At 66.7% G+C, this 17479-nt stretch carries 13 protein-coding genes and 2 tRNA genes; 11 read left to right on the plus strand and 4 right to left on the minus strand.

Features of this window, described 5'->3' with window-relative positions:
* The first annotated feature begins 21 nt into the window (after window positions 1–21).
* Both IT182_04610 and IT182_04615 read left to right on the plus strand, forming a co-directional pair.
* Entirely contained in the window at window positions 22–1263 is a 1242-nt protein-coding gene (locus tag IT182_04610; GenBank protein MCC6162616.1) for a dipeptidase, read from the plus strand.
* The gene (locus IT182_04615; protein MCC6162617.1) at window positions 1260–2567 is read left to right on the plus strand and encodes a hypothetical protein; all 1308 of its coding nucleotides are present in this window, start codon (window positions 1260–1262) and stop codon (window positions 2565–2567) included. Before IT182_04610 ends, IT182_04615 begins: the two co-directional genes overlap by 4 nt.
* 8 nt (window positions 2568–2575) lie before the next feature.
* Here the strand turns inward: IT182_04615 and IT182_04620 are convergent, their stop codons facing one another.
* Window positions 2576–6034, minus strand: a complete 3459-nt coding sequence (locus tag IT182_04620) for a pyruvate carboxylase (GenBank protein ID MCC6162618.1) — start codon at window positions 6032–6034, stop codon at window positions 2576–2578.
* 548 nt (window positions 6035–6582) lie between these two features.
* Here IT182_04620 and IT182_04625 point away from each other — a divergent pair.
* The 7 genes from IT182_04625 to IT182_04655 all read left to right on the plus strand — a co-directional run bounded on the left by IT182_04625 (window position 6583) and on the right by IT182_04655 (window position 13408).
* On the plus strand, window positions 6583–7962 hold the full coding sequence (locus IT182_04625; protein ID MCC6162619.1) for an ATP-binding protein: 1380 nt from the start codon (window positions 6583–6585) through the stop codon (window positions 7960–7962).
* A 198-nt stretch (window positions 7963–8160) separates the two neighbouring features.
* Window positions 8161–9303 (plus strand): class I SAM-dependent methyltransferase, encoded by a 1143-nt coding sequence (locus tag IT182_04630; protein ID MCC6162620.1) that lies wholly within the window; start codon window positions 8161–8163, stop codon window positions 9301–9303.
* 653 nt (window positions 9304–9956) lie between these two features.
* On the plus strand, window positions 9957–10202 hold the full coding sequence (locus IT182_04635) for an AbrB/MazE/SpoVT family DNA-binding domain-containing protein (GenBank protein MCC6162621.1): 246 nt from the start codon (window positions 9957–9959) through the stop codon (window positions 10200–10202).
* Entirely contained in the window at window positions 10202–10660 is a 459-nt protein-coding gene (locus IT182_04640; GenBank protein MCC6162622.1) for a type II toxin-antitoxin system VapC family toxin, read from the plus strand. The genes IT182_04635 and IT182_04640 overlap by 1 nt, the downstream gene beginning before the upstream one ends.
* 263 nt (window positions 10661–10923) lie before the next feature.
* Window positions 10924–11544, plus strand: a complete 621-nt coding sequence (locus tag IT182_04645) for a hypothetical protein (GenBank protein ID MCC6162623.1) — start codon at window positions 10924–10926, stop codon at window positions 11542–11544.
* Complete coding sequence (locus tag IT182_04650; protein MCC6162624.1) at window positions 11544–12605, plus strand: nucleotidyl transferase AbiEii/AbiGii toxin family protein; 1062 nt, start codon at window positions 11544–11546, stop codon at window positions 12603–12605. The genes IT182_04645 and IT182_04650 overlap by 1 nt, the downstream gene beginning before the upstream one ends.
* A gap of 446 nt (window positions 12606–13051) precedes the next feature.
* Window positions 13052–13408 carry a zinc ribbon domain-containing protein gene (locus tag IT182_04655; GenBank protein ID MCC6162625.1) on the plus strand — a complete coding sequence of 119 codons (357 nt, stop codon included), beginning with the start codon at window positions 13052–13054 and terminating at the stop codon, window positions 13406–13408.
* Between the two features lie 351 nt (window positions 13409–13759).
* Here IT182_04655 and IT182_04660 read toward each other — a convergent pair.
* Window positions 13760–13832: transfer RNA gene (locus IT182_04660), tRNA-Lys, on the minus strand.
* Between the two features lie 345 nt (window positions 13833–14177).
* On the opposite strand from IT182_04660, the gene IT182_04665 reads away from it, so the two are divergent.
* Together IT182_04665 and IT182_04670 are read left to right on the plus strand one after the other, a co-directional pair.
* Window positions 14178–14558, plus strand: a complete 381-nt coding sequence (locus IT182_04665) for a YtxH domain-containing protein (GenBank protein MCC6162626.1) — start codon at window positions 14178–14180, stop codon at window positions 14556–14558.
* Between the two features lie 74 nt (window positions 14559–14632).
* Complete coding sequence (locus IT182_04670) at window positions 14633–16528, plus strand: pyrroloquinoline quinone-dependent dehydrogenase (GenBank protein MCC6162627.1); 1896 nt, start codon at window positions 14633–14635, stop codon at window positions 16526–16528.
* Here the strand turns inward: IT182_04670 and IT182_04675 are convergent.
* Together IT182_04675 and IT182_04680 are read right to left on the minus strand one after the other, a co-directional pair.
* Window positions 16441–17331 (minus strand): hypothetical protein, encoded by an 891-nt coding sequence (locus tag IT182_04675; GenBank protein ID MCC6162628.1) that lies wholly within the window; start codon window positions 17329–17331, stop codon window positions 16441–16443. The two genes, IT182_04670 and IT182_04675, sit on opposite strands and share 88 nt — an antisense overlap.
* Window positions 17332–17398: 67 nt before the next feature.
* Window positions 17399–17475 (minus strand) — tRNA-Arg (locus tag IT182_04680).
* Window positions 17476–17479 lie beyond the last annotated feature (4 nt).

A 17479-nucleotide genomic window follows, 5' to 3' on the forward strand; every position in this document is an offset into this window, starting at 1 on the left:
TGAGCGATATCCTCTCAGCGCATGGCCATCCCGATGAGACGCCGGTTCGCTGCCGCGGCCATTCCGTTCGTCCTGCTGCTCGGTGTGCAGGCGCAGGAGGCGCCGCGGGTGTCGGAGCAGGCGCGCCGGCTGCACCATGACGCGTTCGTCTTCGACGGCCACGTGCACATGATCAACCGCCAGTTGTACGGAGGCGGAAGCATCGGCGATCGCTTTCCCGACGGACAGGTGGATCTGCCGCGCATGAAGGAAGGCGGCGTCGACGCCTTCTTCATGACGCTGTTCGTGCTGGAGCAGTACTACCCCGCACGATACGAGACCAAGCAGACGCTCCGCCTGATGAACATGGCGCTCGACCAGCTCGAGCGGCACCGCGACGTGGTGGAGCTCGCCCGAGACGCGTCCGATATCGAGCGGATCAATCGCGCCGGGAAGATGGCCGCCGTGCTCGACCTGGAAGGCAGCTTCGATCTCGACGGCGACCTCGACGTGCTGCGGGCGCTGCATCGACTGGGGCTCCGCGTCGTGCAGCTTCCCGCGCACAACTGGACGAACGCGTACGCCGACTCCTGCTGCGCGCCGGCGCGCTGGCACGGCCTCACCGACCACGGCAGGGCCGTCGTGCGCGAGTTGAACAGGCTCGGTATGGTCATCAACGTTTCGCACGCGTCTGACGAGACGCTGGAACAGGCGCTGGAGGTGAGTACGGATCCGATCGTCGCGACTCACCACGGACTGCGCAGCCTGAACGACATCCCGCGCAACATGCCCGACCACCTGCTGAAGAAGCTCGCGGCGAAGGGCGGCGTGATCGGATTCCACATCGGCAACGCGTTCCACTATCGTGCGCACTTCGACTGGCTGACCAAGCAGGCCGGCAAGACGTTCTGGGACACGTCGGAGGTCGGCGACGAGAAGGCGCCGCTGTCCATCTACGAGATCGACAGGAGGGTCGCTCCGCAGTTTCCGATGGTCGGTCCAGTTGCACCTGACGATGTGCTGATGTCGGTTGACGAGTGGGTGGGCGTCGTCGATCGTGCGATTCAGGTGGTCGGTGAGGATCACGTCGCGCTGGGCAGCGACTTCGACGGCGGCCCGACGCCTCCGCGCCACATGCGCGACGTCCGCGACCTGGCGATGGTCACCGATGCGATGCTGCGCCGCGGGTACTCGAAGGCGCGCATCGAGAAGTTCCTGGGCGGCAATCTGATGCGCGTGTTCCGGCAGGTGACGAGCGGACCGAAGGGAAGGGCGGCGCCATGACATCGAGCAACCGTGGGCTTACCCGACGTGAGGTGCTGGAAGTTGCTGGTATGGCTGGCTTGGCGACCCTGACAGGCACCGCCTCCGGTGCTGGTGCGCAGACGACGCAGAAACGGCCGCGCATCGCGTGTCTCGTGAGCTACTGGGGCGCGACGCGCTCGCATGCCGACTGGATCGTCACCAAGCTGCTCGACGGCTACTGGTGGCAGGGCGCCCACATGCCGTCGCGCGTGGATGTCGTATCCGTCTACATCCATCAGCACGCGACGAGCGGGCTGGGTCAGAAGGTCTGCCAGTCGAAGGGGATCCCCATCTTCGACACTGTCGCCGGGGCCGTCACGCTCGGCGGCAAGGAGCTCGCCGTCGACGGTGTCGTCATCGTCGGTGAACACGGGGAGTACCCCACCTCGCTCAAGGGGCAGTGGCTCCTGCCGCGCTGGTGGATCTACCAGCAGGTGATGCGCGTGTTCGAGCAGAGCAGGCGTTCGGTGCCCGTCTTCAACGACAAGCACCTGTCGTGGAGCTGGGACGAAGCGAAGTGGATGTTCGACAAGTCGCGAGAGCTGAACTTCGCGCTGACTGGTGGGTCCTCCATTCCCATCTACTTCCGCAAGCCCGAAGTCGAGCTCGAGATCGATACGCCGATCCGGACGTCGGTGGTCGTGGGAGGCGCGTCAGATGAAGGCGCGCTGTTCCATTGCGTCGACGTGCTCCAGGCCTTCGTCGAACGCCGCAAGGGCGGCGAGACGGGCGTCAGATCGGTGCAGTGCATCCGCGGGCCGGAGACATGGGCGTGGACCGAGCGCAATCCGTGGGCCGGCACCCTGCTCGAATCCGTAAGGAAAAGCTTCGATCTGAAACCGGGACAGTTCCAACAGATCGCCGCGCCGAACGTCTGCGTCGTGGAGTATCGCGACGGCACCACGGCGGCTGTCTATTCCGGCCGTGGTGTCGGCTGGACATACGCGGGCGACATCGCCGGGCAGCAGGCTCCGACCATCATCTCGATGCTCGGATGGCCTGGCCCGTTCTCGCAGTACCACGCCTCGAACGCCCAGCCGCACTGGATCACGGAGACGATGGTGACAGGGCGGGAGCCGTTCAATGCGGAGCGACTGCTGCTGTCGACCGGCATCGTGGCCGCCAACATGGACTCCAACTGGGAGAACGGCCGTTACTCCGCGTCAGGCCGCCGCATCGAGACGCCGTTCCTGGACATGACGTACCGCTCGACGCGGGGACCGCAGTTCAGCACGGGTGAGCGGCCGCCGAACGTGTCCTACCTTCGAGGATTCGACAGCTAGAAACCGATTCACTTCTCGAGGCGCGCCAGCAGGTCGTCGGTCGCGACCGAGTCTCCCGTCTTCACGAGAATCTCCGTCACCGTCGCATCGGTGCTCGCCGAGATCGTCGTCAGCATCTTCATCGCTTCGAGGGTGATGAGCGGATCGCCGGCGTTCACCTTCGTCCCGACACCGACGGCGATACCGGTGATCATCCCCGGCATCGGCGCAACCGCCTGCAGCGGATCCGATGGATTGCCCTTCGGCTTGGTGACGGCGTCCCTGGGGGCCAGCGACTTGTCGACGACCTGCGACTCGCGGGGCATGCCGTTGAGCTCATAGAAGACACTGCGGCGGCCCTGCTGGTCGGCCTCGCCGATGCTGATCAACTTGATGAACAGCACCTTGCCGTGATCGATCTCGACATCGATCTCCTCGCCCACAGACAGCCCGTAGAAGAACGCCGTTGTCGGCAGGCCCGAGACCTCGCCGTACGTGGCCACGAACTGATCGAAGTCGGCGAACACCTGCGGGTACATCAGGTGGCTGTACAGGTCGTCCTCGGTGGGAGGACGTCCGAGCTTCGTGCGCAACTCGGCGCGAACATCGTCGAGATCCACCGGGCTGGCGAGTTCCCCGGGGCGCTTCGTTGTCGGCACGCGATCGCCGAGGACGACCTTCTGCACCTGGGCGGGCCAGCCGCCGTCGGGTTGACCGAGCCCACCCTGCAGCATGTCGATCACCGAGGCCGGGAAGTCGTGCGAGCCGGGCTCGAGCGTTGGCACGTCCTGCGGCCTGATGCCGCGGGTGACGAGGTACATGCACATGTCCCCGACGACCTTCGAGCTCGGCGTCACCTTGATGATGTCGCCGAACAGCTGATTGACCTCCGCGTAGGTGCGCGCGATCTCGGGCCAGCGGTGACCGAGCCCGAGGGCTGCTGCCTGCTCCTTGAGATTGGTGAACTGGCCGCCCGGCATCTCGTGGACGTAGACCTCCGCGGATCCCGCACGCGGCGCGGTGTTGAACGGGCGGTAGAAGTCGAGCACCTCTTCCCAGTAGTCCGACATCTCGTTGAGCGCGTCGAGGTCGAGACCGGGGTCGCGTTCGTGCCCGCGCAGCGCCGCGCACACGGAGTTCATGTTCGGCTGGCTCGTGGATCCCGACATCGACGCGATTGCGAGATCGACGATGTCCACGCCCGCTTCGGTGGCCGAGAGCACCGATGCGGCGTTGATCCCGGAGCTGTCGTGCGTGTGGAAGTGGATGGGCAGGCCGATCTCGTCGCGCAGGGCCTTCACGAGCTTTCTCACCGCGAACGGACGGCACAATCCAGCCATGTCCTTGATCGCGAGGATGTGCGCGCCCATCTTCTCGAGTTCGCGCGCCTTGGCCACGTAGTACGCGAGCGAGTACTTGTCGCGTGCCGGATCGTCGATGTCGCCCGTGTAGCAGATCGCCGCTTCGCAGACCGCGAGGGGCTGGTTGCGCACGGCCTCCATCGCCACCGTCATGTTCGGCAGGTAGTTGAGCGAGTCGAAGATGCGGAAGATGTCCATGCCCGACTCGGCCGCGTGCTTCACGAACCCGGCGACCACCGCATCGGGATAGTTCGAATAGCCGACGGCGTTCGAGCCGCGGAACAGCATCTGGAAGCAGATGTTGGGTACCTTCGCGCGCAGTTCGCGCAGCCGATCCCAGGGCGATTCACGCAGGAACCGCATCGCCGAGTCGAACGTCGCGCCGCCCCACATCTCGAGACTGAAGATCTTCGGCGTGCGATGCGCCACCACGTCGGCGACGTTGAGCATGTCGATCGATCGCATGCGCGTGGCGATCAACGACTGGTGCGCGTCGCGCATCGTCGTGTCGGTGATGAGGAGCGGACGCTGGTCGCGAATCCAGTCGGCGAACTTCCCCGGCCCGAGCTCACGAAGCCGATCCCGTGAACCCTGCGCGATGCCGGCCTTCAGATCGAAGGCGGGGACGCGCGCGGCGGGAAGCGCCTCGGGCGGACGATAGCCCTTCACCGTCGGGCTGCCGTTGACCGTGACGTCACTGAGGTACGCGAGCACCTTCGTGGCGCGGTCGCGGCGCGGCTGGAACTTGAAGAGATTCGGGTTGGTGTCGATGAGCCCCGTCGTCGCCTGGCCCGAGCGGAACGTGCCGTCGAGGATGACGTTCTCGAGGAAGGGGATGTTGGTCTTGACGCCGCGGATGCGGAACTCGCGCAGCGCGCGGTGCATGCGCTGCAGGGCGATGTCGAAGCGCGGACCGGAGGCCGTCAGCTTCACGAGCATCGAGTCGTAGTAGGGCGTCACGACAGACCCGGCATCGCCGGTGGCTGCGTCGAGGCGGATGCCGAGGCCAGCGGCCGATCGGTAGTTGATGATCTTGCCGTAGTCGGGCGCGAAGCCGTTGGCCGGATCCTCCGTCGTGATGCGCGCCTGGACGGCATACCCGTTGCGCTGGATGTGCTCCTGCTGCGGGATGTCGATCTCGTGGCTGAAGAGCGAGTGTCCCTGCGCGACGAGAATCTGCGAGCGCACGAGATCGACACCCGTGATGACCTCGGTCACCGTGTGCTCGACCTGGATGCGGGGATTCATCTCGATGAAGAACCACTCCCGCGCGTCGACGTCGTAGAGGAACTCGACGGTGCCAGCGTTGTTGTAGCCGATGGCCTTCGCGAGGCGCACCGCCGCGTCGCACAGTTCGCGCCGCACCGACTCGTCGAGGCCGACCGCGGGCGCCACCTCCACCACCTTCTGGTGACGCCGCTGCACCGAGCAGTCGCGTTCGTGCAGGTGAACGAGGTTGCCATGCGTGTCGCCGAGCACCTGCACCTCGATGTGCCTGGCTCGCGCGATGAAGCGTTCGAGAAAGACGGCGGGATTGCCGAAGGCGTTGGCGGCTTCGGTCTGGGCCTGGTCCAGGAGCGCGTCGAGATCGGCTTCCTTGTGGACGACCCGCATGCCGCGCCCGCCGCCGCCGAACGCGGCCTTGATGATGAGCGGGAAGCCGATCTGCCTGGCGATTCTCGCGGCGGCAGCACGGTCGGTCACCGGTTCTTCGGTACCCGGCAGCGTCGGGACGTCGACGCGCGCGGCCAGGGCGCGGGCCGAGACCTTGTCGCCCATGACGTCGAGCATCTCGGGGTCCGGGCCGACGAACCTGAGCCCCGCCTCACGGCAGGCGCGCGCGAATGCCGCGTTCTCCGAGAGGAACCCGTACCCGGGGTGGACGAGGGTGACGCCCTTTTCCTTCGCGAGGTGGATGATGCCCTCGATGTCGAGGTAGGCGCCGACAGGCCCCTTCTCCTTGCGAAGCCGGTAGGCCTCATCGGCCTTGAAGCGATGGCGCGAGAAGCGATCCTCGTCGGCGTAGATCGCGACGGTGCGGAGACCCAGTTCGGTCGCGGCGCGGAAGATCCGGATGGCAATCTCACCCCGGTTCGCAGCCAGCAGTTTCTCTGTCGGTACGGGCATCGTGTCTCGGTCTGGGCATGGCGCGGCTCGATTCGCGTCGGAACGGGTCCGGAGAGAGCCTGCCGTCGGTGTCTCTGGCGAAGAACCCGGCTGAATGCACCGGAGGGTGGACCGCTACGCGCGGGTGTTCAGGGCCGGCAGCGATTGTACTTGGTTGCGTCGTTCATCGCGGGGCGGTGTCGAGGGGCGGGTAAAGCCATGAATGCGTCAGGCCCGCGTGCCGCGCGCCGTATCGTGCCGGTACGTCCTGGGTCCAGTTGCTCGGGATCGAAGCCGTACCACCAGACGGGCACGCCGGCGGGAGACCCGATGATCGGATCGATGTGGTGCACGAACGGACCAGACATGGGCCGACGTCCTCCTTTGCGAGACGTGCCTCACGACACGGACGATGACGGGGTGAGCCGAGGCTGCGGGGCAGTCTACGGGATCGTCACTTCGCGGTTTCGTCGATCCGGAGCTCTGTTCGAACCAGAAAACTATGAAACAACGCGTTGTTTGATTGCGATATCTATCTAAACAACGCGTTGTTTGCTACGATCCATCTCGTGGAGCGTCTTCTCGATAGCCAGCTCGACACGTGGCTGACCCGGCCAGACCGCAAGCCGCTGATCCTCAGAGGCGCCAGGCAGGTCGGCAAGACGTGGCTTGTCCGGGAACTGGCTCGTCGATCTGGGCGCGAACTGGTCGAGATCAACTTCGAGCGTGACCCGCGGCTGGCTCGTCACTTCGCGTCGAACGACCCGCGCGAGATCCTGAACGAGCTCATGCTGGCGCTGGCGCGCGACATCACGCCGGATCGCAGCCTCCTCTTCCTCGACGAAATCCAGGCGGCCGAATCGCTGCTGGGCAAACTCCGATGGTTCGCGGAAGAGCTCCCGGAACTGCCCGTCGTGGCCGCCGGGTCACTGCTCGATCTCTCGCTCGGCGAACACGAGTACAGCGTTCCTGTCGGTCGCGTGTCCTATCTGTACATCGAGCCGATGGGATTCCAGGAGTTCCTGACGGCGCACGGTCAGACGCGCGTGCTCGAAGTGCTGAGCGAGTGGTCGCCGGACATCGCGCTGTCACCGGCCAGCCACGAACAGGCGACCGCCTGGTTCCATCGCTACACCATGGTCGGTGGGATGCCGGCAGTCGTGGCCGCCGATGTGGCTGGCGCGACCCCCGAGGATGTGAGACGCCGACAGCGTGAGCTCATCGCCGCCTATCGAGACGACTTCGCGAAGTATGCGCGCCGGCTCGATCGCGTGGTGCTCGACGGGATGTTGCTCGGCGTGGCGGCATCTCTCGGACGCAAGTTCGTGTACGCCCATGCCGTGACCGACATCAAACAGCAGCAGGCCCGACGCGCACTCGAGCTCCTCGCAGCGGCGCGCGTGTGCCATCTCGTTCGCCATACCGCTGCCAACGGCCTCCCGCTTGGCGGGCAGGTCAAGGACACGTTCCGCAAGGTGATCCTGCTGGATGTCGGCCTGCTGCACGCGCTCGTGGGCACGCCGGCCGGACCGACGTTTCCGCAGCCCGAACAGGTCGCGCCTGGCGTGCGCGGGCAGGTCGCCGAGCAGGTGGCTGGTCAGACGTTGCGCCTGCTGTCTGCTGCCAGTGGTTCCAGCCCCGAACTGTACTACTGGCAGCGAGATGGAGGACGTCCGGGGGAGATCGACTATCTCGTCGAACTCGACGCGCGTGTCGTGCCCGTCGAGCTCAAGTCCGGTGCGTCAGGGGCGATGAAGAGCCTGCACCAGTTCATGCACGACAAGGGACTCGATCTCGCCGTGCGGCTCGACGCGAACCCGCCATCGGTGCAACGCGCAGCCGTACGCACGACGCAGGGCGACGATGTGCGGTACACGCTCGTCAACCTGCCCCACTACCTGGCCTTCCGGACGCTCGAAGCCGTCGTCAGCGTTCGCGACGCGTCGTGAGCGTAACATCAGTGCGTTCATCCAGGTCGAGCACGTCTGGGCGCTCCAGGCAGCGTATGCCTTCGGCCGGGGCGACATTCGACCAGAAGCCGCAGAAGGAAGCTGGGGCGCGCGCGACTTCATCGTCGGCGACCCAGACGGCAATGCGATCGCCTTTGTCGGCCCGGCGACCTGAGCACGAACCAGTACAATTGCCTGATGGACCTGCGCCAGTTGCAGTGGCACTGGGACACCTTCGGCAGGCAGGATCCCTTCTGGGCCATCCTGACCGACCCGGCCCGTCGCGGCAACCGGTGGTCGCCAGAGGAGTTCTTCGAGACTGGCAGGGTGGAGATTGCCGAACTCCTGGACCGCGCCCCGCAACTCGGCGTGCCGTGCGAGTGGCGGCGCGCGATGGACTTCGGCTGCGGCGCGGGACGCCTGACCCAGGCGCTCGCAGATCGCTTCGACACCGTCCTTGGCGTCGACCTCGCGCCGGCAATGATCGCGCTCGCGCGGACGCACAACCGTCATGGCGACCGCTGCACGTACGAAGTCAACGACGAGCCGAATCTGTCGCGCTGGTCAGACGATACGTTCGACCTGATTCAAACGAGCCGAACCCTTCAGCATATCGATCCCCGCTACTCGACGGAGTACGTGCGCGAGTTCGTGCGCTTGCTGGCACCGGGCGGCTACCTGTCGTTCGACCTGCCCAGTGCATCCGGCAACGACGCCGCGCTTGCCGACGGTAGCGTGCCCCCATCCGCGATGCGGGCGAGGATCGACATCACGCCGTCCGGCCCGGTCGACGCGCGGCCTGGCCAGGCGATGCGGTTCACGGTGACTGTCGCCAACGTCAGCGACGCCACCTGGCAGGATGGTGCTGGCCGTGTCCTGAACGTCGGCAACCACTGGCTCGACGAGAGGGGTGCGATCGTCCAGCAGGACGACGTGCGGGTGAAGTTACCGACGCCTCTCCTGCCTGGCGCCCGAACAGCCGTGGACGTCGTGGTCACCGCGCCAGACGCCCCAGGCCGGCATCACCTCCAGTTCGACGTCGTCCAGGAGGGCGTCGCGTGGTTCGCGTCGTGCGGGTCCGAACCGGCCGACGTCGCGGTCCGTGTCAGCACAACCCCGTGGGCAGGACCGAGTGCTGCTGACACGACGTCACCAGTGCCCGATTCGGCCCCGCCTGCAGCAGCGGACGGCGAACTCGAGCCCGTGATGGAGATGCACGCCGTCGCTCGAGAGCAGGTCGAAGCGATCCTGCGCGACTGCGGCGCCCGCCTGCTCGATGTTCGCCGTGTCCACCACTGCGGCCCCCTCTGGCTCGCGTTCCGTTACGACGTGACGAAGTAGGCATCACGTCCGCCCCGGGCACGCGCACCGTCGCCAGTTGTCCGCGCGCCCGGGGTGGGCCTATCGTGGCGGCTGAAGTGTGAAGGACGGGTGGTTGCGGCAGGTCTGCGACACGCGCCGCGCGAGGTCGGCAAGCCGTTCGTGGAGGAATACCGCGAGTCGATCGAGGTCGGCGAGGGCGCCTGCACCGCCGTGTAGGTGAACAGGTTTCCGGAGTGCCCGGTAGCAGCGCCGCGACATGTTCCTTCAGGTCGGTCGCTCTCTGCGTCGCGCCGATGTCGACGGTGCGGTCGGACAGCCCGGACGTCTGGTTGAGCAGAGGTGCTGTGACGCGTCCTCGTCGATCCAGAGAATCAGGCGGAGAACCGCCGCTCAGACTCCCGGCGCTGGCGCGATTCGCACCACGCGCGTGGAGACATTGTGGCGACGGAACTCGCGGATCCCGTCATGGAGTGAGCCAGTCGAGTTTGTCTCCAGGTTGTTGAACGGGGTGGATTTGTGGTGGTGAGCCGGATTCTCGCGAGTTGGAACCAGCTCGACGGGTGGCTGCGGCAGGTGGACAACCTTCGACGGGTGGCGTGAGGGCGCGAAGATGTGCGCAAGCGCGACCTCGGATGGTATATTCGTTTGATATATATCGCCTGGGAGGCGCGATGGAGACGGCAAAGGTGTTCTGGTCGGGGCGATCGCAAGCGGTCAGATTGCCGCGCGCCTTCCGCGTCGATGGCCGGGAGGTCCGCATACGCCGGCGTGGTCGGGCGATTGTGCTGGAACCGGTACCCGACTCGTGGGAGTGGCTTGACACCCTGACGGGCGACCTGGATGACGACTTCGTCGCGGCCGTGCGCGAGCAGCCCGAGCCGATGGAGCGACGCCAACTGCGCAAGGTGTTCCGCTGATGCGGTACCTGCTCGATGCGAACGCCGTCATAGCCCTGCTCAACGACTCGACCTCACCGATCGCGCGACGGATACGACGGTACGTGCCGAGGGACTTCGGCGTGCCCGCAGTGGTGATCCACGAGCTGTACTACGGCGCGTTCAAGAGCCAGCGCGTCGAGAAGAACGTTGCGCGAGTGGACGGACTCCAGTTCCCCGTGCTGGAATTCGATCAGGAGGACGCCCGGCACGCGGGAGAGATCCGTGCTCAGCTTGCAGCAAAGGGGACGCCGATTGGTCCCTATGACGTACTGATCGCGGGGCAGGCCAAGGCTCGCGAATTGACCCTCGTCACGAACAACACGACGGAGTTCACGCGCGTGTCGGGACTGAAAGTCGAAGACTGGGCCGGCACGACGTCATCGACGGCACGCTCGCCCAGGGGATCGAAGTCCCGCACGAAATCCAGCCCGCAGTGACATCCCGTCCCGCGCTGGTTGTTTTGAGTGGTTGTGCCTCCGGGCATCGAGAGGCCCATGTCGACCTAGGGGGGCGATTCCCGTTTGCGGTCAGCCCTGGTGCCTTCCGCAAGTCGTTGTGAAATTGAGGGAGAGTTGTGGTGAGCCGCATTTGCGCGAGTTGGAACCGGCTGGACGGGTGGTTGCGGCAGGTGGAGGCGTTGAGAAGGGTCGCATAGTAGCCGAGTGACGACAGAAAAACGTGCTATATTTCTGTCAACACTATGGGCAAGCAGGCCGCTTCCGTGGACTCGCAGGTGCTGGCGAGGATTCACCGGCAGGGGCCGGGGACCGTCTTCACTCCCGCCGACTTCGCCGATCTCGGTCCGCGCAACGCCGTGGATCTGGCCCTGAGCCGGAACGCGCGCGCGGGCGCCATCCGCAAGCTCGCTCGCGGCGTCTACGACCTGCCACGCCGTGACAAGCGCCTCGGCGACCTGTCGCCCTCTCCGGACGATATTGCGTCGGCCCTAGCCGGGCGTGACGCCGCACGGCTCCAGGCGAGCGGAGCACACGCCGCCAATCTGCTCGGCCTGTCGGACCAGGTGCCCGTGCGGCTCACGTTCCTGACCGATGGCCGGTCACGCCGGGTACAGCTCGGCCGACAGCAGATCATCCTGAAGCACACCACGCCGCGCCAGATGGCGACGGCCGGGCGCATCAGCGGCACCGTCATTCAGGCGCTGCGCTGGCTCGGCCAGGACCACGTCGACGACCGAGTGGTGGCGAAACTTCGGCGCCGGTTGTCCGGCGCCGACAAGCGGCAGCTTCAGCAGGATCTCCGGTACGCGCCGACGTGGGTGGCCGATGTCATGCGTACGATCGCGGCCCCGTCGGTGCAGTGATGGACGCCTTCCTGACGCAGCCCGTCGAACGCCAGCGCGTGCTCTTCGAAGAGGCCGCCCGGCGCCTCGGGCTCAGTGCCGGCAGCGTGGAGAAGGACATGTGGGTGTGTTGGACACTCCGAGCGCTGTTTCAGCTGCCATCGTCCGGCCCGCATCTGACGTTCAAGGGCGGCACGTCGCTCTCGAAGGGCTGGAAGCTGATCGAGCGCTTCTCCGAGGACATCGACGTCGTCATCGATCGCGAGTTCCTCGGATTCGGCGGTGCCGATGCTCCCGAAGATGCTCCCAGCAACAAGCAGCGGGTGAAACGCCTCGAAGCACTCATGCTCGCGGCGCAGCACCACATCCGCGACATGCTCGGCCCGTCGCTTGAGCAGGAGATCCGGCGCCTGCTGCCGTCAACGGACCTCTGGAAGCTCGAATCCGATGCCGACGATCCTGACGGCCAGACGCTGCTGTTCCACTACCCGCCGGCCACGGGAGCCACCGCATACGTCCGGCCGGTCGTGAAAATCGAGCTTGGCGCCCGGTCCGACACCGAGCCGTCCGCCGTGCCGGAGATCACGCCGTACGTAGCTGACGTCTTCCCCGACGAGGTCCAAGACTCGCGGTTCAGCGTGCGCGCCGTCGCGCCTGAGCGGACATTCTGGGAGAAGGCTGCACTGCTCCACGAGGAGACGTATCGCGAGGGCGGTGCCGCGCCGAAGGCCCGCCTCGCGCGGCACTACTACGACCTCTGGTGCCTGATCACGCGCGGCGCTGCCGAACGCGCAGCCCGCGACACCAACCTGTTCGCCCGCGTGGCGGCCCACCGCGCTGTGTTCTTCCGCCGCAGTCGAGACGCACAGGCGTCCTTCAAGTCGGGTTCACTCCGGCTTGTGCCGGCCGACGACCGCCGCGCCCAGTGGCAACGCGACTACGATGCCATGCGGGAATCGATGTTCTTCGGCGAAGCGCCTGGATTCGACGAGATCATCGAGGTTGTTCGTGCGTTCGAGGCGACCTTCAACGCGTCCTCGGCCCGTGACTCCAATCACGCGTCTCCCCTCGACTCGGCGTGAAGTCGGCACCGCGCGAGCCAGCGAATCAGTCCGGGGAATGGTAAGGCACGCTGAGCCTCTTCACTTGCCATGCTCGGGCTCAGGTCAGCAAGGAACCGAGTCTGCTCCACGAAGCGATTGGCCGTCTTCACGGGGATCAAACGTCGCTCCCGCACACGCACCGCTAGGTCCGCCAGGGACGACGGCGAAACGTCGGTCATCGTGACACCCTGTAAGGCAATCGGCGACGACCTCAGCCCCTTTGGATGGCCCGACGCGCGGAGCACGGCGGCAAGGAGGCTATTGTAGCTAGCGCCGGCCCAGGTCACGAGAGTATCGCCCCGCAGCCGCCAAATCGTCGGGTCTTCACCACGCAACGCGGCCATCGCCCAGACGACCTGACGCGACAACCCGGGGCCTCTCTGAACCATCCGGACTTCCCGCTCCGCGGCTTCGTGCGCTGCGACGTGTGCGGCCGGCCTCTGACCGGGAGCTGGTCGAAGGGCCGGAATGGTCACTACGCGTACTACCACTGCCAGAAGCAGTGCCGCGCGGTCAACGTCAGCAAGGCTGTGCTCGAAGGCACGTTCGTGGACGAACTGGAACTGCTTCAGCCGACGCCCGCCTACATGCGGATGGTCAAGGACCGCATCCTCTACGTGTGGGAGCAGGAGCGCGCCGAGGCGCATGACCGGACGGCGGAGCAGGAGCGGCGGCTGAAGGCCATCCAGCAGAAGCTCGATCGGCTGGACGAGGCATTCCTGTACTCGGAGTCGATCGACGTCACTACGCCCGCCAGCGCGACAAGCTGCGCGAGGAGCTGACGCTGGCCCAGATCGACCACCACGCCGACGCCACGGACGAACTCGACGTACAGGGCATCCTGGCGTTCGCGGAACGCATCCTGCCGCGCGCGTCAGACCTCTGGGTACAGGCCTCGCTCGACTACAAGCAGCGGCTGCAACTGCTGTTCTTTCCGGAAGGTGTCGCGTACGACGGCAATCGGTTCAATCGAACCGCCGTAACCGCACCGCTTTTCAACTACTTGGAGCTCGGCGAGACTGCCGATGAAAGAGTGGTGAGCCGGGAAGGAATCGACCACGAGGCGAGGTCGAAGACCGGAGCCGAATGGCTGATGAATTCCTGGCGAAATTTCCCGAGCGTAGCGAGGGATATGAGCCGGGAAGGAATCGAACCTTCAACCCGCAGATTAAGAGTCTGCTGCTCTGCCAATTGAGCTACCGGCCCACACAGCGCCTCTCTTGAAGCAAGGCGCGACCCCGAACGATACCACAGATCCCCCATCGCGTCCCAATCACCGCATCTCGTGTCGCCGGAACGCGAAAGCGCGACAGGTGTTCACTTCTGATGCAGGTGAGCACACCCTGCACGCCACGCCGGGTGGTGAGATTCGCGGAGTGGCGCGCGCGGGCTCGTGCATTCGTGCCGTTCCGGCCGCATTTCCCGTCGCGTCGTGGGCGCGGTTCAAGGTGATGCCGGTGGCAGGAGCCTTGCAGCCGCATGGGTCGTGATGCACGTGGTCACCCGTGCGCGATCGGCGGGCGCGGGCCACCATCCAGGAGGACCAGTCACATGAACGACTCCATGCAGTGCCGCGACGGCATGCGCTCCACCAACGCGCTCCTCATCGGACTCATGACCGGCGCCGCCGTGGGCGGTGCCCTCGCGCTGCTCTTTGCGCCTCGGCAGGGCAGCGAGATCCGACACGACCTCGCGTCTGGCGCGCAGCGCGCCGGGCGACGACTGCGCGACGGCTACGACACCGTCTGCAGTACCGTGCGCGAGCGTGGACAGCAGCTCTCCGACCGCGTTCACGACTTCAAGGACGATGTGAGTGCCCATGTCGGTGATGCCGCGCGGTCGGCGGAAGAGGCGGTCGACGCCGCGGCGTCTGCCGCAACGCGTACCGCCAGGCGTGTGCGGCACGCGGTCGAAGACGCGACACGCGCGTAGACGCGCGGGACAGTGAGCCGTGAGCCGCAAGCGCTGAGTCCCGAGCCGCGAGTTTCCGATCCATACTGCGCCTCGTGCGCTCAATCATCTGGCATGGGTTCGTCGCGGCGGGCGTGGCGTGCGGCATCACGGCAACTGTCTTCTCGCAATCGCCGGCCTCGTCGGGCGTCGACGACAGCGCGCGCTACAGTCCGCTCGCGGACATCGACCTCACGACCGTCGCGCGGCTCGCGCCGGCGTGGACGTACCACACCGGCGACTTCAGCGGCGGTCAGGGGCCCACGCCGAAGGGCCAGGTCCCCGGCGTCCAGACGCGTCCCATCGTGTCGCGCGGCACCGTTTACCTCACCACCCCGTCCAGCACCGTCTTCGCGCTCGACGGCGAGACGGGTGCGTTGCAATGGCGGCACGACCCGCAGGCCGGCAAGGCGAAGCGCTGCTACGACTCGCATCGCGGCGTCGCGATCTGGCCCGCCATCGGCCACGACCGCGCGACGATGCGCACGATCTTCTCGGGAACGTGTGATGGCCGGCTGATCGCGATCGATGCCGCCTCGGGCACGCTTCGTCGCAGCTTCGGCACCGGTGGTGCGATCGACCTGCGGCCAGGCGTCGACGCGCGAGCGGGCGAATCCTACTCCATGACGTCGCCGCCCGTGATCTTTCGCGATCTCGTGATCACCGGTGCGCAGGCACCTGAAGAGCGGCCGCAGGGGCCGGCCGGCGACATCCGCGCCTTCGACGTGCGCACAGGCAGGGAAGTGTGGCGCTTCCGGACCGTGCCGCGTCCGGGTGAATACGGTCACGAGACGTGGGCGCGCGATGGCTGGCAGCGCCGCACCGGCGTCAACGTGTGGTCGTCGATGGCGATCGATCACGATCGTGGCCTGTTGTTCCTGCCGCTCGGATCGGCGGCGTACGACTTCTACGGCGGCGATCGCAAGGGGCGCAACCTCTTCGCCAATTCGCTCGTCGCCCTCGACGCGACCACGGGCGTGCGCCGCTGGCATCAGCAACTCGTGCATCACGACATCTGGGACTACGACCTCCCCGCGCAGCCGATCCTCACCGACATCCCGCGCAACGGGCGCACGGTGCCCGCGGTGATCCAGCTCACGAAGATGGGACTCGTCTTCGCGTTCGAGCGTGAGACGGGACTGCCCATCTATGGCATCGAGGAACGTGCGGTACCCAAAAGCGACGTCCCCGGCGAAGAGACGTCGCCGACGCAGCCCTTCCCGATCGCTCCAGCGCCTCTCGCGCGCACCACCCCGGTCACCCGCGACGACCTCACACGCGTCACGCCCGAATCACGCGCGGAGTGCGAGCGGCTGTTCGACAGCGTGACGAGCGGCGGTCTCTACACGCCGCCAGGCCTCACACCCACGTTGCTGTTCCCCGGAACGATGGGTGGCGCAACATGGTCGGGCGGTGCGGTGGACGCGGGCGCGTCGATGCTGGTCGTGAACACGAACGACGTCGGCGCGATCGCGCACATGGTGCCACCGCCGGCCGGCAGTCCGGTGCCGTACGTGCGCGGCGGCGCGCTCGGCGCGTACGGGCGCTTCTGGGACAGCCGGAAGCTGCCGTGCCAGGCACCACCATGGGGACGATTGAACGGGATCGATCTGCGCACGGGCACGATCGCGTGGCAGGTGCCGCTCGGCAACGTGCCCTCCCTCGAAGCACAAGGCATCACGGGGACAGGCACGCCGAACCTCGGAGGCGCCATCGTCACCGGCGGCGGGCTGGCGTTCATCGGCGGGGCGATCGACAGCCGGCTGCGTGCGTTCGACGTGGCGACGGGACGCGAGGTGTGGCGCGCCGACCTTCCTGCGAGCGCGCACGGCACGCCCGTCACGTATCGCGGCGCGAGCGGACGTCAGTTCCTCGTGGTGGCGGCGGGCGGTGGTGGCAGGTTCTCGGTCGGCGCCATCTCCGACGCGGTGATCGCCTTCGCGCTGCGCTGACGCGCGCGCGCGGCGCTCGCTTCGTCGAGGCCCCGCGTCGCGCGGAACCACGGCCATCGTCCGCTGGCGAGGTTCGCCATGGCGCGATTGGGCGTGAAGAACGAGCGATACACGGCGCGCAGCGCGCGCTTGTCCGTGCTGCGTTCGAGCCGCCTGATGAGGTGCTGATCGATCGCGTCCTCGGCGACGATCATCGCGAGGCCGCCGACGGGCGTCGTCACGTAGTCGGTCCACCCCACGGTGCGCGGGTCGAGGCCCACGTTGCCGATCGACGCTTCGCTGTACGGACCGATCTCGAACTGCGTGCTGTAGACGGCGCTCCACGCGAAGGCGCGCGCACGGCTCGTCCAGTACTTCTTCGAGAGCCCGAGTTGCACGTGCTCGGCGCCGGGATCGTTGTGGATCCACACCCAGCCGGACGTGGCGCCCTGCGCGGGATGGCCGAGGTAGTTCACGAGCCAGCCGTCGCCGTCTTCCCACGTGCGCGGCAGGCGGATCGACTCGCGATAGTCCTTCAGGAACGGCCCGCCGAGTTCGCGGCGTGTCTTGGTCTGGAACGCGATGCGCACGCCGTGCTGCATCGACAGCAGGCGGAATGAATCGCCGACCGCACCCAGCACGTTGGCGCGACGGCCGTCGTGCGGCTGCGAGAACGGGTCGCGCGACGCCTGATCGTTGTCGCCGAGATCCGACAGCGCGTCGAGCAGGCTCGTCGTGTCCTGGCTGTGTGCGTCGCGCACGGCGGAGCCCGTGAGCAGGAGACACGCAGCCGCGATCACGCCGCTCCGACGGAGGCGCGACATCGCGGACCGGGACGGAGAGGTACTCGTGATTCTGAACATCGCGGTCTGAACGTGGTGCGGCACCGAGTGGCGCGCCCGGAGGGAGTCGAACCCCCGACCTGCGGCTTCGAAGGCCGACGCTCTATCCAGCTGAGCTACGGGCGCGCAG

It is taken from the genome of Acidobacteriota bacterium, from assembly GCA_020845575.1.
GTDB lineage: Bacteria > Acidobacteriota > Vicinamibacteria > Vicinamibacterales > Vicinamibacteraceae > Luteitalea.

What these genes read in the sequence shown, in the direction of transcription:
- IT182_04640 (MCC6162622.1), top strand. Translation starts at nt 10,202, where the DNA reads ATGCGGTACCTGCTCGATGCGAACGCCGTCATAGCCCTGCTCAACGAC.
- IT182_04645 (MCC6162623.1), top strand. Translation starts at nt 10,924, where the DNA reads ATGGGCAAGCAGGCCGCTTCCGTGGACTCGCAGGTGCTGGCGAGGATT.
- IT182_04615 (MCC6162617.1), top strand. Translation starts at nt 1,260, where the DNA reads ATGACATCGAGCAACCGTGGGCTTACCCGACGTGAGGTGCTGGAAGTT.
- IT182_04620 (MCC6162618.1), bottom strand. Translation starts at nt 6,034, where the DNA reads ATGCCCGTACCGACAGAGAAACTGCTGGCTGCGAACCGGGGTGAGATT.
- IT182_04650 (MCC6162624.1), top strand. Translation starts at nt 11,544, where the DNA reads ATGGACGCCTTCCTGACGCAGCCCGTCGAACGCCAGCGCGTGCTCTTC.
- IT182_04630 (MCC6162620.1), top strand. Translation starts at nt 8,161, where the DNA reads ATGGACCTGCGCCAGTTGCAGTGGCACTGGGACACCTTCGGCAGGCAG.
- IT182_04675 (MCC6162628.1), bottom strand. Translation starts at nt 17,331, where the DNA reads ATGTCGCGCCTCCGTCGGAGCGGCGTGATCGCGGCTGCGTGTCTCCTG.
- IT182_04610 (MCC6162616.1), top strand. Translation starts at nt 22, where the DNA reads ATGGCCATCCCGATGAGACGCCGGTTCGCTGCCGCGGCCATTCCGTTC.
- IT182_04665 (MCC6162626.1), top strand. Translation starts at nt 14,178, where the DNA reads ATGAACGACTCCATGCAGTGCCGCGACGGCATGCGCTCCACCAACGCG.
- IT182_04635 (MCC6162621.1), top strand. Translation starts at nt 9,957, where the DNA reads ATGGAGACGGCAAAGGTGTTCTGGTCGGGGCGATCGCAAGCGGTCAGA.